This is a genomic window from Neisseria perflava (assembly GCF_024170405.1).
Lineage (GTDB): Bacteria > Pseudomonadota > Gammaproteobacteria > Burkholderiales > Neisseriaceae > Neisseria > Neisseria perflava_B.
On sequence record NZ_JALJYC010000015.1, the window covers coordinates 22,951 to 42,053 of the forward strand.

Consider the following 19,103-nt stretch of genomic DNA (forward strand, 5'->3'; position numbering starts at 1 on the left):
TAGGTTTTCAGACGGCCTCTGCCTTACTGTTTAACGTCAGGCTTATGCTTCGCCGTTATCTTCCGCTTCGCTTGCAACACCTTCTGCAACTTCGCCTTCGACTTCCACATCAGCCTGCTCGTCTTCCGGCTCTTCCGCCACGCGCTCCAAGCTGACCAGTGTTTCGCCTTCGTCCAAATTAATCAGTTTCACGCCGGCGGCGGCGCGGCCGGTTTCGCGGATTTGATCGACTTTGGTGCGGATGAGTACGCCGCCGCTGGTAATCAGCATCAGATCATCGCTTTCGCTGACCAAGGTTGCGGCCACCAAATCGCCGTTACGCTCGCCGGTGTTGATGGCGATATTGCCCTGACCGCCTTTGTTTTTACGGCTGTAATCGGCAATCGGAGTACGTTTGCCGTAGCCGTTGGCGGTAGCGGTCAACACTTGCAAATCGCTTTCTTGACACTCGGGCGCAAAGGTAATCAGGCTGACGATTTTACCGTCTTCCGGCAGGCGCATACCGCGCAAACCGCCGCTACCGCGACCGCTCGGACGCACGCCGTGTTTGCCGCTAATCGGTGCGCTTTCGCCGCCGTCAAGCTGCTCGTCGTCTTGGCCGTCTGAAACATCGGTGCTGTCGTCTTGCTCGATGTCTTCATCCGCCTCATCGCTGCCGGATTTTTCCCAATATTCATTAAAGCGGATGGCTTTGCCAAGGTTGGAGAACAGCATGATGTCGTCCATACCGCCGGTTTGCGCCACGCCGACCAAGTAGTCGCCTTCTTTCAGCGCAATCGCTTTAATACCTTGCACACGCACGTTTTTAAACGCCGACATCTGCACTTTTTTCACCATGCCTTGCGCGGTAGCAAAGAAAACATACTGGTCTTCAGGGAAATCGCGTGTCGCTAAAATGGTGCTGACTTTTTCGCCTTCTTCCAGCTGGATGACATTGTTAATCGGGCGGCCACGGCTGTTGCGCCCGCCTTCGGGCAGTTTGTACACTTTAATCCAGTGGCATTTACCTAGATTGGTGAAACACATCAGGTAATCATGAGTATTGGCGACAAACAGCGATTCGATGGTGTCTTCGTCTTTGGTGGCCGCCGCCTGTTTGCCACGCCCGCCGCGACGCTGGGCGTGGTAATCGGTGGTCGGCTGGGTTTTGATGTAACCATCATGGGTCAGCGTTACCACCATATCGCGTTGCGGAATCAAATCTTCATCGGCAATATCACCGCCGAACGGATTAATGTCGCTGCGGCGCTCGTCACCGAACACCGTGCGCATTTCTTCCAATTCTTCACGGATGATTTGGGTAATACGCTCCGGTTTGGCCAAAATATCCAAGAAGTCGATGATTTTCGCCATGATGTTTTTATAATCGTTGACGATTTCTTCCTGATCCAAACCGGTCAGGTTGCGCAGGCTCATGCGCAAAATGGCGTCGGCCTGCAATTCGCTCAAATAATAACCGTCGGCCTGCAAGCCCAAACCTTCGCGCACGCTTTCCGGACGCGCCAGCTGCATGTCCAAATCGGTACGGCCGAGCATGTCTTCCACCAAAGCACTGTGCCAAGCGCGCGCCAACATTTTGCCTTTAGCTTCGGGCGCGTCGGTGGATTCTTTAATCAGCTGAATCATCTCGTCGATGTTGGACAAAGCAACCGCTTTACCTTCGGCGATATGGCCTTCATGACGCGCTTTTTTCAAGCGGAACAAGGTGCGGCGGGTGACGACTTCGCGGCGGTGGCGCAAAAATTCACTCAGAATCTGCTTGAGATTTAACAAGCGCGGTTGGCCGTCCACCAAAGCCACCATATTGATGCCGAAGCTGTCCTGCAGCTGGGTCATTTTATACAGCTGGTTCAAAATCACTTCAGCATTTTCATTGCGCTTAAGCTCGATGACCACGCGCATGCCCGATTTATCGGATTCGTCGCGCAAATCGGAAATGCCTTCCAGCGCTTTGTCACGCACCAAATCGCCGATTTTCTCCACCAGTTTGGCTTTATTGACCTGATACGGGATTTCGTCAATGACGATGGCTTCGCGGTCGCCGTTTTTACCGATGGGTTCGATATGGGTTTTGCCACGGATAATCACGCGGCCACGGCCGGTTTTATAACCTTCGCGCACGCCGCTCAAGCCGTAAATGGTGGCGCCGGTGGGGAAGTCGGGCGCTTTGATGATATTAATCAGCGCGTCGATATCGGTTTGCGGCTCATCCAGAAGCTGCAAACAGGCATTGATGGTGTCGGTGAGGTTGTGCGGCGGGATATTCGTTGCCATGCCCACGGCGATACCGGACGAACCGTTAATCAGCAATGCGGGGAAACGGGTCGGCAACACCAGCGGCTCATGCTCGCTGCCGTCGTAGTTGGGGCCGAAATTGACGGTTTCTTCTTCGATATCCGCCAGCATTTCATGGGCAATCCGCGCCATGCGGATTTCGGTATAACGCATGGCCGCCGCGCCGTCACCGTCAACCGAGCCGAAGTTGCCCTGACCATCTACCAAGACATAACGCATGGAAAACGGCTGCGCCATGCGCACGATGGTGTCGTAAATCGCGCTGTCGCCGTGCGGGTGGTATTTACCCATCACATCGCCGACGATACGCGCGGATTTTTTATAGGACGAGTTCCAGTTGTTTTTCAACTCGTGCATGGTATAGAGCGAGCGGCGGTGCACAGGCTTCAAACCGTCGCGCACATCGGGCAGCGCACGGCCGACAATCACGCTCATGGCGTAATCAAGGTAGCTCTTGCGCATTTCGTCTTCAAGGCTGACGGGGATGGTTTCGAGTGCGAATTTATGGTCGTTGCGAACGGTTGCGTCGGTCATGGTATTTTCGTTTTTCTCAATGCAAAAGTAGCCGTAATTCTAGCACAAATCCGCCTGTTCGGGCCATGCGGCGGTAGGATTCGGGCAAACAAAATGCCGTCTGAAAACAGATTTTCAGACGGCATTGGCTATGTTTTACGCTTCGATGTTTAAGCGGCGCTTTCTTCCAATTCCAGCGACGCGGCCAACAACGACAGGCGCGCCATCACGCTGTAAACATACAGGCGGTTGTGTTCGTTGTCGATGTCGCAGTCTTTGCCTTCTCGCGGCATACCCAGCAAATCCCATTGCTCAAATACGCGCTTGCAGGCTTCCGGCGCTTCCGGCGTATCGTCGCCGTTGCCGGTCGGAATGCTGTTGGACAACGGCACAAACACCATGCCGCCTGCATTCAGATTTTCATCCGCGCCACGGCCTTCGTGTACGCGGAAAAAACCGCCGATGACAAAGCGATCCATCATATACACCACCGGCTCGCATACCGCGCCGTTCATGGTTTCATAGGTGTAAATACCTTCCTGCACGATGACTTCGGTCACTTCCAAGCCTTCTTTGACCTTGGCCATTTTGTTACGGTTTTTGCGGTTGAGGCCGCGCACTTCATCGGCCGATTTAACGCTCATTACGCCCATGCCGTAAGTGCCCGCATCGGCCTTGACAATCACAAACGGCGTATCGCTGATGCCTTTTTCATCGTATTTGGCTTGGATTTTCACCAACACGCGCTCTACCGCCGCCGCCAGTACATCTTCGCCTTCGTGTTCTTGGAAATCCAAACCGCTGACTTTTTCAAAATACGGGTTAATCTGCCACTCGTCGATGTCCAATAATTGCGCGAAATCGGCGGCTACTTTGTCGTAAGCGGCAAAATGGGTGGTTTTGCGGCGGGTTGTCCAACCGGCATTCAGCGGCGGCAGCAGGGTTTGGTTAATATCTTTCAGAATATCGGGTACGCCCGCCGAAAGGTCATTATTTAACAACACCACGCAAGGCGAAAAGCCGTCGGCCAAATGCACGCGCTCGCGGGTGCGCAACAAGGGCTCGAGCAAAACGGTATTGCCCAAGGCCGTCTGAAATTCGGTCGGCTCGGTCACTTCGGGATTCAAACTGCCCAAGCGCACTTCAAAGCCGGCCGAGCGCAGAATCTCGCTTAAGGCATACACGTTTTGCAGGTAAAAGGTATTGCGGGTATGGTTTTCCGGAATAATCAACACCGATTTGGCGCTCTCGCAGGCGCGCTCTACCGCGTCTTGCGCCGCCACTGCCGCCAGCGGGATAAAGTTCGGATTCAGATTATTGAAACCGCCGGGAAACAGATTCATGTCAATAGATGAAATTTTATAACCCGCATTGCGCAAATCCACCGAGCCGTAAAACGGCGGCTTGTGTGCCTGCCATTGGGCGCGGAACCAGGCTTCGATTTTGGCATGGTTGCGCAAAATGGTGCGCTCGAAATCCTGTAATTGGGCGAGATGTTCGGTGGCAATCGACGGTAATTTCATGTTTATTGATCCTTTAAGCTGTGCGGATGGATGTAGATAAGCATAATAATGTAGATAAGCATAATAATGCGTTTTTTCAAGATACGCCAAGTATTCTTTTCAATCTTAATTGTTGAGTGCCACCTCTTGAAATTCTACAAAATGTCTAAATTATTGAGGTGATATTGTCAGCAAAACAACATTACAGCAAAAATTAGACAAAAGCAGTTGCAATAACGCGGTAATCCGTCTAATATTCCTACATCAAACCACCCTATCTTATAAAGCATAAATCATGAGCGCACAGACCCTTTACGACAAACTTTGGAACAGCCACATCGTCCGCGAAGAAGAAGACGGCACGGTGCTGCTCTATATCGACCGCCATCTGGTACACGAAGTCACCAGCCCGCAAGCCTTTGAAGGCCTGAAAATGGCCGGCCGCAAATTATGGCGTATCGACAGCGTGGTGTCCACTGCCGACCACAATACCCCGACCGGCGATTGGGACAAAGGCATTCAAGACCCGATTTCCAAGCTGCAAGTGGATACGCTGGATAAAAACATCCACGAATTCGGCGCATTGGCCTATTTCCCGTTTATGGACAAAGGCCAAGGCATTGTACACGTCATGGGGCCGGAACAAGGCGCAACCCTGCCGGGCATGACTGTGGTCTGCGGCGACTCGCACACCTCTACCCACGGCGCATTCGGCGCGCTGGCACACGGTATCGGCACCTCCGAAGTCGAACACACCATGGCGACCCAATGTATCACCGCCAAAAAATCCAAATCCATGCTGATTAAAGTCAACGGCCGTCTGAAAGACGGCGTAACCGCCAAAGACGTGGCACTCTACATCATCGGCAAAATCGGCACCGCCGGGGGCACGGGCTACGCCATCGAGTTCGGCGGCGAAGCGATTCAAAGCCTGTCTATGGAAGGCCGCATGACCCTGTGCAACATGGCGATTGAAGCGGGCGCGCGTTCCGGCTTGGTGGCTGTCGATCAAACCACCATTGATTACGTCAAAGGCAAACCGCTGGCACCCAAAGGTGAAGATTGGGACAAAGCCGTCGCCTACTGGCGCACGCTGGTGTCTGACGAAGGCGCACACTTTGACAGCGTATTTGAATTTGACGCCGCCGACATCGAGCCGCAAGTTACTTGGGGTACTTCTCCCGAAATGGTGCTGGGTGTGGACGGCAAAGTGCCGAATCCTGCTGACGAACAAGACCCTGTCAAACGCAGCGGCATGGAACGCGCCCTCGAATACATGGGCTTGCAAGCCGGTACACCGTTGAACGAAATTCCCGTTGACATCGTCTTTATCGGCTCCTGCACCAACAGCCGCATTGAAGATTTGCGCGAAGCCGCCGCCGTTGCCAAAGGCCGCCGCAAAGCGGACAATGTACAGCGCGTTTTAATCGTACCCGGCTCAGGTCTGGTCAAAGCGCAGGCGGAAGAAGAAGGTTTGGACAAAATCTTTATCGAAGCCGGTTTTGAATGGCGCGAACCGGGTTGCTCGATGTGTCTGGCCATGAACGCCGACCGACTGACACCCGGCCAACGCTGCGCTTCCACTTCCAACCGCAACTTCGAAGGCCGCCAAGGTAACGGCGGACGCACCCATCTGGTCAGCCCGTCTATGGCGGCGGCCGCAGCGGTAAGCGGTCATTTTGTCGATGTACGCGAAATTGCCTGACTTACTAATTTTTTATCCTGATTAGGAACTGACTTATGAAAAAATTTGCCTCTATCTTATTGGCCGCTACTGTGGCCGTAGGCCTGTCTGCTTGTGCCAATACTTGGCATGGCGTAAAAGAAGACAGCCACAATGCTGCCCAAGCCACCGAACGCGGCTGGGATAAAACCAAAAATGCTACTGAACGTGGCTGGGACAAAACCAAAGACGCTACTGAGCGTGGCTGGGATAAAACCAAAGACACTACTGAAAACGTAGCTGACAAAACCGGAAACGCTACTGAAAATGCTTGGGACAAAACCAAAGGTGCCACAAAACGCGGTTGGAACAAAACCAAAAGCACCACAAGCAAAGTATGGGACAAAACCAAAGAAACCGTAACCGGCAAAGAAGCTACTAGCAGCAACTAAGCCTGATTGCCAAGCCGCTTACTAAAGCTAGGCGGCTTGGTTGCCCAAACTAACACAATAAAATTACGACATCAGGATTCCTCCTTGTCGCTTGGAACGCCACATGAAATCCTTTACCAAAATCACCGCCCTCGTCGCCCCGCTCGACCGCAGCAATGTAGATACCGATGCCATTATTCCGAAACAATTTTTAAAATCCATCAAGCGCAGCGGTTTCGGCCCGAATGCCTTTGACGAATGGCGCTACCTCGACCACGGCGAACCGGGTATGGACAACAGCAAGCGTCCACTCAATCCTGAATTTCCGTTGAATTTTCCGCGTTATCAGGGCGCGAATATTCTCTTGACCCGTAAAAACTTCGGCTGCGGCTCATCCCGCGAACACGCGCCGTGGGCGTTGGATGATTATGGCTTCCGCGCCGTGATTGCGCCTTCGTTTGCCGATATTTTCTTCAACAACTGCTACAAAAACGGCCTGCTGCCGATTGTCTTGAGCGAAGAGCAGGTTGACCAGTTATTCAAAGAGGTTGAGGCCAACGAAGGTTACAGCCTGACCATTGATTTGGAACAACAAAGCGTGACTACGCCGAGCGGCGAAGTGTTCCACTTCGACATCACCGAACACCGCAAACACTGCCTCCTCAACGGCCTTGATGAAATCGGTCTGACCCTGCAACATGCCGATGAAATCCATGCCTTTGAAGACAAACGCAAAGCCGCGCAACCTTGGCTGTTTAACAGCGTTTAATCCCTCAAAGGCCGTCTGAAAAATATCCTACATTTTTCAGACGGCCTCATGCATATATTATTGGATACGCATTGAAAGCTGCCGAGGCCGTGCCTCCATCAGCATTGATACGCAGGTTCTCAAAATTTAAAAATAAGAAAGTGGAAACCATGATTACCGATACCCTAGCCAACGCAGGCCGTTACGCCGACCTGCACCCCGATTTTGCCGATGCCGTTAAGCTGTTGCAAACCTTAGATTTTGCCAATCTGCCCAGCGGCGAAACACCGACCGGCAACCCCAATATCCGCCTGTTTGTCAGCGACAACGCCATGCGCAGCAAAGAAACGGCGCAACCCGAAGCCCATCAAACCCATATCGACATCCAAGTCCCCATCAGCGGTACGGAAACTTTCGGCTGGGCAGAGCGAGGCCGTCTGAAAAACGGTTTGGGCTATGACGACAAACACGACATCGAATTTTTCGACGACACTGCGGAAACCTGGATTGATGTGACACCGCAGGAATTTGTGATTTTCTTCCCCAATGACGGCCATGCGCCTTTAGTCGGCACTGCGCCGAATATGCGTAAAGCGGTATTTAAAATCCGCACGCAAGAAACGCGCATCGAATAATTTTTTCAGACGGCCTTTACGCCTTATGCCGTCTGAAATCCTTTAAAATCCTCAACCTCTCCCTCACAAGGAAACCTCAAATGACCAAACAAATCGCCATCTTACGCGGTGACGGCATCGGCCCGGAAATCGTGCGCGAAACCGTGCGCGTATTGGACAAACTGATTGAGCAAGGCTTGGACGTATCTTACGAATACGCCCCCTTGGGCGGCGAAGCCTACGACCAATACGGCTCGCCCTATCCGGAGGCCACGCAGACCCTGTGTCGTAAAGCCGATGCGGTTTTGCTTGGCGCGGTCGGCAGCCCGGAGTATGACAATCTCGACCGCCCCTTGCGCCCGGAGCGCGGCCTGTTGGCGATTCGCAAGGATTTGAACCTGTTTGCCAACCTGCGTCCGGCGATTCTGTATCCCGAATTGGCCAATGCTTCAACGCTGAAACCGGAAATCGTGGCCGGCTTGGATATTCTGATTGTGCGCGAGCTGACCGGCGACATCTATTTCGGCGAACCGCGCGGTATCCGCGTGTTGGAAAACGGCGAGCGCGAAGGTTTCAACACCATGAAATACAATGAAACCGAAATCAAGCGCATTGCCCACGTTGCCTTCCAAGCGGCGCAAAAACGCGGTAAAAAAGTCTGCTCCGTCGGCAAAGCCAATGTTTTGGAAACCACCGAGCTGTGGCGCGAGCTGTTTGACGACATCGCCAAACAATACCCCGATGTAGAATTGAGCCATATGTATGTCGATAACGCCGCCATGCAGCTGGTGCGCGCGCCCAAACAATTTGACGTCATCGCCACCGGCAACATCTTCGGCGATATTTTGAGCGACGAAGCCTCCATGCTTACCGGCTCTATCGGCATGCTGCCGTCGGCTTCTTTGGACGAAAACAACAAAGGTCTGTACGAGCCGTCGCACGGTTCTGCCCCCGACATCGCCGGTCAGGACAAAGCCAACCCGTTGGCGACCATCTTGTCATTGGCCATGCTGCTGCGTTACAGCCTGAACGACGAAGCACGTGCCAAACAAGTGGAAAATGCGGTACAAAAAGTGTTGCAACAAGGCTTCCGTACCGGAGACATCTACGAAGAAGGTACAACCCTGGTGTCCTGCTCCGGCATGGGCGATGCGGTATTGGCGGCGCTGTAAGGCCGTCTGAAAACAATCCAATGCGCGGCTGATTGCCGCGCATTTTTTCTATCGGAAAACGCTCCTTTAACCATTGAGAAATAATCATTTTTATATTTTGTGGTAGTATAATGAAAGAGCAGTTTCCCCGACCGCCCGAGTCCGGCCGGTTTTTCCATACACCTGAAAAAGGAACCCGTTATGAAAAAAATGATTATTGCCGCATTACTGGCTACGGCTGCCGCAAGCGCTTCAGCTGCGACTTACAAAATCGACCCGACCCACACCAACGCCCGTTTCGCCATTGACCACTTTGCCACCAGCACTAACGTTGGCGGCTTTTACGGCCTGAACGGTACAGTTGAATTTGACAAAGCCAAACGCAACGGCAGCGTTAATTTGGTGATTCCGGTTAAAAATTTGCAAACCGGCTCTACCCAATTCACCAACCACCTGCTGTCTGCCGATTTGTTTAACGCCGACAAATACCCCGAAGCCCGCTTCGTTTCCACCCGCTTCCACTATGTCGGTAAAAAACTGGTTTCCGTTGAAGGCAATCTGACTATGCTGGGTCAGACTAATCCAATCAAACTGAAAGCAGAAAAATTCAACTGCTACAACAGCCCGATGGCAAAAGCCGAAGTTTGCGGCGGCGACTTCTCTACCATCATCGACCGCACCAAATGGGGCTTGAATTACTTGGTTGACAGCGGCATGACCAAAAATGTCCGCTTGGATATCCAAATCGAAGCCGTGAAACAGTAAGCGTTCTATACGCTGCCGATTGGAATATCGGTAGTGGCTAAATAAAAAGCGAGGCCGTCTGAATATTTTTCAGACGGCCTCGCTTTTTATATAGCCGTTTCCAATTTAATTCGACACAAGCCTTTCAGCCTTCTCTCGAATTATAGTCGGAGAAATTAAGTTCTGTTACAGCGTTGATTCGCCTTGCTCAAAGAGGGGGCTTGACTACGCTGCTGAAGCAGCAAGTCAGCCGACCCATACTACTTGTACTGTCTGCGGCTCGCCGCCTTGTACCAAAACTTACTTTCTCCGACTATAAATGAAAACGCCCTAGCATCAAAAACGCTTAATATTTCACACCTTTATGCAGCGCCACAATGCCTGCGCTCATATTGTGGTAATCCACGGCATCGAAGCCCGAGTCCAACATCATTTGTTTCAAAGTTTCCTGATCCGGGTGCATGCGGATGGATTCGACCAAGTATTCATAACTATCGGCATCTTTGGCAATCAGCTTGCCCATCAACGGCAACAATTTGAACGAATACAAATCATACATGCCGGAGAGCGGTTTATACACTTTGGAAAATTCCAACACCAGCAGCGTGCCGCCCGGTTTCAACACGCGGTACATTTCTTTCAAGGCTGCGTCTTTATGGGTCATGTTGCGCAGACCGAAAGCCACGGAAACCAAGTTGAAATAATTGTCGGGGAACGGCAGCTTTTCCGCATCTGCCAGAGATACGGGCAGAATCAAGCCTTCGTTCAACAGGCGGTCGCGGCCGACCGTCAGCATAGACGAGTTGATGTCTGTCAGCCAAACTTCGCCTTCTTTACCCACGCGTTTTGCCCAACCGCGCGACAAATCGCCTGTACCACCGGCAATGTCCAATACCTTATCGCCTTTTTTCAGCGGCGCGGTGGTGATGGTGAAATGCTTCCACATGCGGTGCAAACCGCCGGACATGACATCGTTCATGATGTCGTAATTTTTGGCTACCGAATGGAACACTTCGGCTACTTTGCCTGCTTTTTCATTTTCGTCAACGGTAGAAAAACCGAAGTGGGTTTTATGGTCGCTCATGGTGATAACTTTCTCGTAGGGTTTCGGGAACAGCCCGTCTCATCAGGGAAACAGACAGGGAATCCGCCGTTTCGTCATGTTTCTTCTTGCCGCCAAACATTCAGACGGCCTAATGGCAACCGCCGCCGCAACCGCCGCTGCCGCATGAATGTCCGGCCGTTTTCGCTTGCAGCAAATCGGCTGCCGTCGGAATACGCGATGCGCCTGCCGCCTCCATGCGGCGCAGATAATCCGCCCATAAGCCGTCGTATTCATACGCCAGCTTGTGCAGATACGCCCAATCGTACAAACCGCTGTTGTGGCCGTCTGAAAACGTAATTTTCAGGGCATATTGGCCGACCGGCTCCAAGCCTCGGATGGTCACTTCGGCTTTGCCGGTTTGCAAAACTTCCTGCCCCGGCGCATGGCCGCGCACTTCCGCGCTGGGCGAATAAACGCGCAAAAATTCGGCGGGCAGGCTTTTGTGTACGCCGTCATAAACCAAGGTCAGCGCACTACGGCCGTGTTGCAAACGGATTTCTTCTGGGATGGGCGTGTTCATGATGTCTTTCTGATTTTATTTTCCGGCTTTTTTGCGCAAGGCCGCAACGCGGACGGAAAAAAATCCGCCCAATACGGCAAACAAGACCAGCGCATACAGAGCAAAGCGGATAACACTGAGCTTCTGCATACCGTTTAAGCCAAACGGTACCAGCGTTACCACCACAAACACCAAAAACGCCAGCAACATCAGGGCAATGGCGGAAAAGGCATAGCGGGTATTGGCACGGATTTTCAGGTCGGCATTCGCATTCATAAGACAGCTAACTTTGCGCAAAGTATTATTCTAACAGCTTTGCGTGCGGATTTCGACACAGGCCGTCTGAATTTGTCGGCACATACCTATTCTGCCGCCGCTTCGGTCAGATACAGCATAACCGCACTTTTTTCATCGTTTTCAAACATCAGCCGCACATCTCCGCCGTGCGTGCCGTTTACCCGCACCACCACGCCGCCCGCTGACCGCGCCAATACTTCCAATTTTGCCCCACCGCGCTGCTGATACACCAATTTCGGGCAATCCGTCAGACACCAGCGGTTTTGCCAATGGATGAAATATTCGTCTCCTGCCGTCAACGCCAAACGCTCGCCGCCGTTTACCAGAAAATAGGGACAATCCGGTTTTTTGGTACGGAACGTCCATTCCGCCTGCTGCGTTTTGCCGCTTTGCACATAATCAAACACCGCGCGATAGGCCGTGTCGTATTCCAAAGGCTGCAAGGGGAACAAGGCAAACTGGCGCTCGTTCAACTCATGATTGGGATCGTTGGCCTGCGTTAACACGCGCACCGGCGAAATTTCCGTATCCCCTTGATACAACTTGAATGAACGCATTTGCACTTTATCGGCTTCTTTGGCAAAAGCGATGCTGACCGGATTGCCGGTCACATCATAATCCGGCACGGGATCGGGGCGTTCGCTGTGAAAATCCGGCAAAGCCGTATTGCCGACCGGATACACCACATAAGCGCGCGCGCTCGGATTGTAGGCTTCCGCCTCATAAACCACCGCACCATTAAAACAAACGTCTTTGTAATACGGTCTCCCCGGTTCTGCTTTCAGACGGCCTACAGCGCAGAGGCGGTTGAAACGGCTGTTGCCCTGATTGACCACTACCGCCGTGTATTGGCCGTTATCCGCCAACGTCACGCCCGCTTCGTTGATATTTTGCTCCAACAAAGAAAAGCGGTGGTAAATGGCGGTCATCAAGCCGTCGATTTGTTGGCGGGTATAAAAATCCTCGCTTTGGTCTACATCGCGGTGGCGGTTGCTGGTGCTGACGTTTTCATGCACGCCTTTATACAGATACCCGGCATGCGCCGCGCGGTCGGCCGGTTTCACGCCGGTAAACAGCGGGCTGGCGGTATCACGCTCGTCATGGCCTTCGTCGTGGTGCTCGGTCAAATATTGCGCGTGGTTTTCTGCCGCTTTCTCCAATTCCGGCGAATAAGCGAGCTGGTTCAAACCGGCTTGGGTGCGCAGAAAATTGATATACGCCAAACCATCCGCCCCGGCCACCGCCGAACGGTCTTGCGCCGCTTGCGGCTGCACCAAGTTTTCCGGCGTCATTTTGCGCTCCTGCTGAAATTTGAAAACGCCGAATACAATGGCCAACATCGCCAGCCACAAAAGAATAATTCTCATCGTAGATTGCCCCTTTGCCGACAAATGACCGTCTGAAAACCGGCCTTAGCTTTTTCAGACAGCCATTCGGTCTTTATTTTCATAAAACATTCATGCTACCCGCAATGCCTGTTTACGCCAGTCAAGCAGAACCGAAGCCCCCTGTGTGGCGGATTCTGAAAAGGCCGTCTGAAACGCAAAATCCGGCAGTATTCCGCAACTTTGCTTTTCAGACGGCCTTTTTATCCAAACAGATTAGTCTTTACGCTCAATCTGCGACACATCGCGCACCGCGCCTTTGTCGGCGGAAGTCGCCATCAGGCCGTAGGCGCACAGGGCTTGGGAAACGTAGCGGTCGCGGTTGACCGGTTTCCACGCTTGCGCACCGCGCGATTCCATTTCGGCACGGCGGGCGGCCAGTTCTTCGTCGGACACCATCAGGTTGATGCTGCGGTTGGGGATGTCGATGTGCACGGTATCGCCCTCTTTCACCAAGCCAATCGCGCCTCCCTCTGCCGCTTCGGGCGAGGCGTGGCCGATGGAGAGGCCGGAAGTACCGCCGGAGAAACGGCCGTCGGTCAAGAGCGCACAGGCTTTGCCCAAGCCTTTGGATTTCAGGTAGGAGGTCGGGTACAGCATTTCCTGCATGCCCGGGCCGCCTTTGGGGCCTTCATAACGGATAATCACGATGTCACCGGCCACGATTTCATTGGCCAAAATGCCCTCAACAGCAGCTTCCTGGCTTTCAAACACGCGCGCGCGGCCGGTAAACACCAAAATGCTGTCATCGACACCGGCGGTTTTTACCACGCAGCCGCGTTCGGCGATGTTGCCGAACAATACGGCCAAGCCACCGTCTTGCGAGTAAGCGTGTTCCACATCGCGGATACAGCCTTTTTCACGATCCAAATCCAAGGTTTTCCACATGCGGTTTTGCGAGAAGGCTTCGGTGGTGCGCACGCCGCCGGGCGCGGCTTTGTAACGCTCGATGGCGACGGTGTTGTCAGGATTGGTCACGTCCCATTTGGCGATGGCTTCTTTCAGGGTCGGCGCATGGATGGTGGAAACGTCGGTATGCAGTTTGCCCGCTTTGTCCAGCTCTTTCAGGATGGCGAAGATGCCGCCGGCGCGGTGCACGTCTTCCATATAGTAGTCGTGGTTATTGGGCGCGGTTTTGCAGATACACGGCACCACTCGGCTTAAGCGGTCGATGTCGGCCATTTTGAAATCCACGCCCGCTTCGTTGGCCACGGCCAACAGGTGCAAAATGGTGTTGGTGGAGCCGCCCATGGCGATGTCCATGGTCATGGCGTTTTCAAAAGCGGCTTTGGTGGCAATGCTGCGCGGCAACACGCTCTCGTCGTTTTGCTCGTAATAGCGGCGGGTAATTTCGACAATCAGACGGCCTGCTTCGAGGAACAAATCTTTGCGCCCTGCATGAGTCGCCAGATACGAGCCGTTGCCCGGCAGCGACAAGCCCAGCGCCTCGGTCAGACAGTTCATCGAATTAGCGGTAAACATGCCGGAACAAGAGCCGCAGGTCGGGCAGGCGTTTTGCTCGACTTCGGCGATTTGCTTGTCGGAAACATTATCATCGGCGGCTTCAATCATCGCGTCGATTAAGTCCAAACGGCGCTCGTCTTGGATATTAATCGCACCGATGACCTTGCCCGCTTCCATCGGGCCGCCGGAAACGAAAATGGTCGGAATGTTCAGGCGCATGGAGGCCATCAGCATGCCCGGAGTGATTTTGTCGCAGTTGGAAATGCACACCAGCGCGTCGGCGCAGTGGGCGTTGACCATGTACTCAATCGAATCGGCAATCAAATCGCGGCTGGGCAGGGAATACAGCATGCCGCTGTGACCCATGGCAATGCCGTCGTCCACGGCGATGGTATTGAATTCTTTAGCAATCGCACCGGCTTTTTCAATCTCGCGGGCGACGAGCTGACCCATATTGTGCAGGTGCACATGGCCCGGCACGAATTGGGTGAACGAGTTGGCAATGGCAATAATCGGCTTGCCGAAATCGGAGTCGGCTACGCCGGTGGCACGCCACAATGCGCGTGCGCCCGCCATATTGCGGCCGTGGGTGGAGGTTTTGGAGCGGTAGTCTGGCATTTTTATGTTCCTTTAAGCGGCACACCCAAACCAAACGGTATGCCGAAAATCAAATGAAAATAGTAACCATCTTTCAGACGGCCTGATTTAATACGGGATTTTGTGTTATTTTATACCAAATTCAAGCATGATGGTTGGTAATAAAATACGGTGTTTGCTACACCTGTATTTACCTCTTTTTATTATTGGATGGATTCCGAAAAAAGGCCGTCTGAAAACCATGCAGATTTTCAGACGACCTCCCGTCCGCTTATTCAACCCAACTCCACCAACCAATCACGCTGTGTTAAAAATTCCTGCAAATGCGCCTCGGCGCTGCCCTCTTCCGGTTCGTAACGGTATTCGAAGCGTACCAAAGGCGGCATCGACATCAAAATGCTTTCCGTGCGGCCGCCGCTTTGCAGACCGAACAGCGTGCCCCTGTCCCACACCAGATTAAATTCTACATAGCGGCCTCGGCGGTAGAGTTGGAAATCGCGTTCACGCTCGCTGTAAGGCGTATTTTTGCGTTTGGCGACAATCGGCCGGTAAGCTTGGATATAGCCCTCGCCAACGGCTTGGATAAAGCGGCGGCAGATATCGAAATCCCAGCGGTTGAGGTCGTCGAAAAACAGGCCGCCCACGCCGCGCGTTTCGCCCCGATGTTTCAGATAAAAATAATCGTCGCACCATTTTTTGTATTCAGGATACACTTCTTCGCCAAACGGATCGCACAAATTTTTCGCCACAGTATGCCAGTGCAGAATATCCTCTTCAAACGGATAAAACGGCGTCAAATCAAAACCGCCGCCAAACCACCATACCGGCTCGCCTGTTTCGGGATAGGCAATGAAAAAGCGCACGTTGGCATGGCTGGTCGGCACATATGGATTTTTCGGGTGAATCACCAGCGACACGCCCATCGCTTCAAAACGCGCACCTTCCAATTCAGGGCGGTGCGCCGTAGCCGAAGCGGGCATTTTGTCGCCTTTGACATGGGAAAAATTTACCCCTGCCTGCTCAAATACTGCGCCTTGTTTCAACACGCGGCTCTCGCCCGTCCCCAAACGGCTCTGCCATTGGTCGGACACAAACACCGCGCCGCCGTCTTCGGCTTCCAGCGCAGCGCAGATATGGTTTTGCAGGTTTTTCAGCAAGGATAATACGGATTCTGTGTGCATGACATTTCCTTTTTAAAATCATAAAATTCAGGCCGTCTGAAAATAGGCAAAATCATTTTCAGACGGCCTGATAAGCGTCGGCCTTAATTGGCAAAAAACGTATGTGCACCCAAGTAATGCTTGGCGTAATACGGCTTGGACAGTTTTTCCGTCTGCACGGTTTTGCCGCTGCTGGGCGCATGGATAAACTCGCCGTTGCCGATGTACAAACCGACATGGGAATATTTGTGTCTGCCGCCGGTATGAAAGAAAACCAAATCGCCAGCCTTGAGCTTTCGGTCGGGAATTTTGCGCGACGCGGCGGCCATGTCGCGGGCAGTACGCGGCAGGTTTACGCCGAGGGCATTTTTATAGACATATTGAATCATGCCGCTGCAATCGAATCCTGCTTCTGTGCTGCTGCCGCCCCATTTATAAGGCGTTCCAATCAGGCTCATGCTGTGCAACATCAATTCCTGCGAACCTTGCTCGTGGTCGATATGGGTAATGCGTACCGGCTGGACTTTGCGCACAGTATGGCTGCGTTTGCCGGAAGATTTTTTTGATGCGGTTCCGCAAGAGGCCAAGCCGACTGCGATTATGCCCAAAACGGCCGCTTTGAACAAAGTGTTCATCATGTCTCCTTTCAACTGAAACCATCCCGTTTCAGACGGCCTGTAAGCCGCCCCGCCCAATATGGTATGGCTCAACCTTCAGACCATAATCTGCCTACGCGCTTTTCTCCTGCAAACGCCCGTCATGCATGGTCATCACGCGATCGAAGCGGACGGCCAACTCGTCATCGTGGGTGACGACTATCAGGCTGGTGCCCAATTCGGTTTTCAAATCCAACATCATGTCTAACACGTTTTGCGCATTTTTGCGGTCGAGATTGCCGGTCGGCTCGTCAGCCAGCAGGCAGGCGGGGCGCGTGACCAAGGCGCGGGCGATGGCGGCGCGTTGGCGCTCGCCGCCGGAAAGCTCGCTCGGGCGGTGCAGCATACGCTGTTTCAGGCCGACTTTCTCCAGCATTTGCGCCGCCTGCGCTTCCGCCTCGGCTTTTGGCTTTTTACCGATTAAAAGCGGCATCATCACGTTTTCCAAAGCGGAAAATTCGGGCAGCAGATGGTGAAACTGATACACAAAACCGAGATATTGGTTGCGCAAATTGCCTAACTGCTTCTGGCTCATCTGCCCCAAGTCGTTACCCATCAGCGTTACTTTGCCTTCAGACGGCATATCCAAACCGCCGAGAATGTGCAGCAGCGTGGATTTGCCGCTGCCGGAAGAGCCGATAATACTGACGCTCTGACCCTGCGCCACGGCAAAATTCAAGCCGCGCAAGACTTGTACGTTCAAAGCGCCGTCGTTGTAATCTTTGCTGACATTTTCGCACTGCAAGACGATATTACTCATAACGCAAAGCCTCCGCCGGTTGGGTTTTCGATGCGCGCCAGCTCGGGTAGAGCGTGGCGATAAAGGCCAGAACCAAAGAAATGCAGGCAATCACAGCCACATCGCGTGCGTTGACATCGCTGGGCAGGTAGTCGATAAAATACACCTGCGAATTGATGAGGTGCACGTCGAATAGGTTTTCAAAAAAGGCCACGATTTTGCCGACGTTCCAGCCGAGCAACACGCCGCACACCACGCCAATCAGCGTGCCGAAAAAGCCGGCAAACGCCCCTTGCACCATAAAAATCTTCATCACACCCGAGGGCGCCAAGCCCAGCGTGCGCAAAATGGCGATGTCGGCTTGTTTTTCAGTGACCGCCATCACCAAAGAAGATACCAGATTAAACGCAGCCACGGCGATAATCAGGGTTAAGATGATGAACATCATGCGTTTTTCCAGCTCCACCGCTTCAAAATAGCTACGGTTGCTAAAGGTCCAATCGCGTACCCATACTTTATCTTTATCCGCTGTGGGAATCAGTTTTTCGATAAACGACGGCGCGCTTTGCGGGTCGGCCAGTTTCAAGCGCAAACCGCCTACGCCGTCGCCCAAGCGGTACAATACCTGCGCGTCTTGCAGGTGGGTCATCGCCAGCGAATTATCCACTTCGTACACGCCGGTCTTCACAATTCCGACCACGTTAAACTGTTTCAAACGCGGCACGACACCGGCAGGGGTCACATTGCCCTCCGGCGTAATCACGGTCACTTTGCCGCCCGTTTCCGCGCCCAAAGCCTGCGCCAAACCTTCGCCCAAAATAATGTCAAACTCGCCCGGCTTCAAATCGTCGAAACTGCCCGCCGGCATGTCTTTGCCGTAATCGACCACGTTTTTTTCTTCAGACGGCAAAATGCCGCGAATCTGCACGCCGCGCACTTCGCCCGCATTCGCCAGCAGCGCCTGATCGGAGACATACGGCGCAGTGGCCAACACCTCTTTTTTGCCTTTGACATACTTGCGCAAATCCTGCCAGCTTTCGCTGCTGCCGTTGTCATAGTAACCGATTTCCGCATGCGGCGCGACATTCAAAAGCTGCCCGCGAATTTCTTTCTGAAAGCCGTTCATCACCGACAGCACCACAATCAGCGCGGTTACGCCCAGCGCAATACCGGCGATGGAAATCAGGGTGATAAACGACATAAAGCCGTTACGCTTTTTCGCCCGCAGATAGCGCAGGCCGATCCACGTTTCTAAAGAAGCCATCAAGCTGCCTCTCACGTTAAACTAAAGCGGCTATTGTACCGTAAATCCGGCAGGCCGTCTGAAATGCAGCCAATACAAAGCGGTAGAAATCCTGCCTAATGTAAAGATATAAAGGAAACGGCTGCGGATAAAATTGTTACCACTGTTTTCAGACGGCCTAACGCGGCAACGGCATTGCCCGACAGGCGATTGTTTCAACTTTATTTATTCGTCTTGCCTGACCCGTAAAAACAAAAAGCAGCGTTGCCGCCTATACGGGCAACGCTGCTTTTTTAA

General features: G+C 53.0%; 17 protein-coding genes. 6 read left to right on the forward strand and 11 right to left on the reverse strand.

Going from position 1 to position 19,103, the window contains the following annotated elements; genetic code table 11:
- Positions 1–42 precede the first annotated feature (42 nt).
- Complete coding sequence (gene gyrA / locus J2T37_RS06740; RefSeq protein WP_253354768.1) at positions 43–2,829, reverse strand: DNA gyrase subunit A; 2,787 nt, start codon at positions 2,827–2,829, stop codon at positions 43–45.
- A 149-nt stretch (positions 2,830–2,978) separates the two neighbouring features.
- A complete protein-coding gene (gene gshA, locus J2T37_RS06745; protein ID WP_253354770.1) occupies positions 2,979–4,331 on the reverse strand; it encodes a glutamate--cysteine ligase in 1,353 nt (450 codons plus the stop codon).
- Positions 4,332–4,605: 274 nt separating this feature from the next.
- Here gshA and leuC point away from each other — a divergent pair, with 274 nt between their 5' ends.
- The 6 genes from leuC to J2T37_RS06775 all read left to right on the forward strand — a co-directional run bounded on the left by leuC (position 4,606) and on the right by J2T37_RS06775 (position 9,682).
- Positions 4,606–6,015, forward strand: a complete 1,410-nt coding sequence (gene leuC / locus J2T37_RS06750; RefSeq protein ID WP_253354772.1) for a 3-isopropylmalate dehydratase large subunit — start codon at positions 4,606–4,608, stop codon at positions 6,013–6,015.
- 35 nt (positions 6,016–6,050) lie between these two features.
- Positions 6,051–6,425: a hypothetical protein gene (locus J2T37_RS06755; protein ID WP_253354774.1), complete on the forward strand. Its 375-nt coding sequence runs from the start codon at positions 6,051–6,053 to the stop codon at positions 6,423–6,425.
- A 103-nt stretch (positions 6,426–6,528) separates the two neighbouring features.
- Complete coding sequence (leuD, locus tag J2T37_RS06760) at positions 6,529–7,173, forward strand: 3-isopropylmalate dehydratase small subunit (RefSeq protein ID WP_253354776.1); 645 nt, start codon at positions 6,529–6,531, stop codon at positions 7,171–7,173.
- Between the two features lie 149 nt (positions 7,174–7,322).
- Complete coding sequence (locus tag J2T37_RS06765; protein ID WP_253354778.1) at positions 7,323–7,787, forward strand: YhcH/YjgK/YiaL family protein; 465 nt, start codon at positions 7,323–7,325, stop codon at positions 7,785–7,787.
- An 80-nt stretch (positions 7,788–7,867) separates the two neighbouring features.
- Positions 7,868–8,938, forward strand: a complete 1,071-nt coding sequence (leuB, locus tag J2T37_RS06770) for a 3-isopropylmalate dehydrogenase (protein ID WP_253354780.1) — start codon at positions 7,868–7,870, stop codon at positions 8,936–8,938.
- A 180-nt stretch (positions 8,939–9,118) separates the two neighbouring features.
- Entirely contained in the window at positions 9,119–9,682 is a 564-nt protein-coding gene (locus J2T37_RS06775; RefSeq protein WP_253354782.1) for a YceI family protein, read from the forward strand.
- 325 nt (positions 9,683–10,007) lie between these two features.
- On the opposite strand, the gene ubiE is transcribed toward J2T37_RS06775, so the two are convergent.
- The 9 genes from ubiE to J2T37_RS06820 all read right to left on the reverse strand — a co-directional run bounded on the left by ubiE (position 10,008) and on the right by J2T37_RS06820 (position 18,827).
- On the reverse strand, positions 10,008–10,745 hold the full coding sequence (gene ubiE, locus J2T37_RS06780) for a bifunctional demethylmenaquinone methyltransferase/2-methoxy-6-polyprenyl-1,4-benzoquinol methylase UbiE (RefSeq protein ID WP_253354784.1): 738 nt from the start codon (positions 10,743–10,745) through the stop codon (positions 10,008–10,010).
- 109 nt (positions 10,746–10,854) lie between these two features.
- A complete protein-coding gene (locus J2T37_RS06785) occupies positions 10,855–11,286 on the reverse strand; it encodes a gamma-butyrobetaine hydroxylase-like domain-containing protein (RefSeq protein ID WP_253354786.1) in 432 nt (143 codons plus the stop codon).
- A 15-nt stretch (positions 11,287–11,301) separates the two neighbouring features.
- Positions 11,302–11,541, reverse strand: a complete 240-nt coding sequence (locus tag J2T37_RS06790; protein ID WP_253354788.1) for a cytochrome b6 — start codon at positions 11,539–11,541, stop codon at positions 11,302–11,304.
- Between the two features lie 86 nt (positions 11,542–11,627).
- Positions 11,628–12,929, reverse strand: a complete 1,302-nt coding sequence (locus tag J2T37_RS06795; RefSeq protein ID WP_253354790.1) for a CAP domain-containing protein — start codon at positions 12,927–12,929, stop codon at positions 11,628–11,630.
- Positions 12,930–13,163: 234 nt separating this feature from the next.
- Positions 13,164–15,029, reverse strand: a complete 1,866-nt coding sequence (ilvD, locus tag J2T37_RS06800) for a dihydroxy-acid dehydratase (RefSeq protein WP_253354792.1) — start codon at positions 15,027–15,029, stop codon at positions 13,164–13,166.
- A 254-nt stretch (positions 15,030–15,283) separates the two neighbouring features.
- Complete coding sequence (gene hemF, locus J2T37_RS06805) at positions 15,284–16,189, reverse strand: oxygen-dependent coproporphyrinogen oxidase (RefSeq protein WP_253354794.1); 906 nt, start codon at positions 16,187–16,189, stop codon at positions 15,284–15,286.
- A gap of 83 nt (positions 16,190–16,272) precedes the next feature.
- Positions 16,273–16,803 (reverse strand): C40 family peptidase, encoded by a 531-nt coding sequence (locus J2T37_RS06810; RefSeq protein ID WP_253354796.1) that lies wholly within the window; start codon positions 16,801–16,803, stop codon positions 16,273–16,275.
- A gap of 94 nt (positions 16,804–16,897) precedes the next feature.
- The gene (gene lolD, locus J2T37_RS06815) at positions 16,898–17,584 is read right to left on the reverse strand and encodes a lipoprotein-releasing ABC transporter ATP-binding protein LolD (RefSeq protein ID WP_253354798.1); all 687 of its coding nucleotides are present in this window, start codon (positions 17,582–17,584) and stop codon (positions 16,898–16,900) included.
- Entirely contained in the window at positions 17,577–18,827 is a 1,251-nt protein-coding gene (locus J2T37_RS06820) for a lipoprotein-releasing ABC transporter permease subunit (RefSeq protein ID WP_253354800.1), read from the reverse strand. The genes lolD and J2T37_RS06820 overlap by 8 nt, the downstream gene beginning before the upstream one ends.
- Positions 18,828–19,103: the final 276 nt, after the last annotated feature.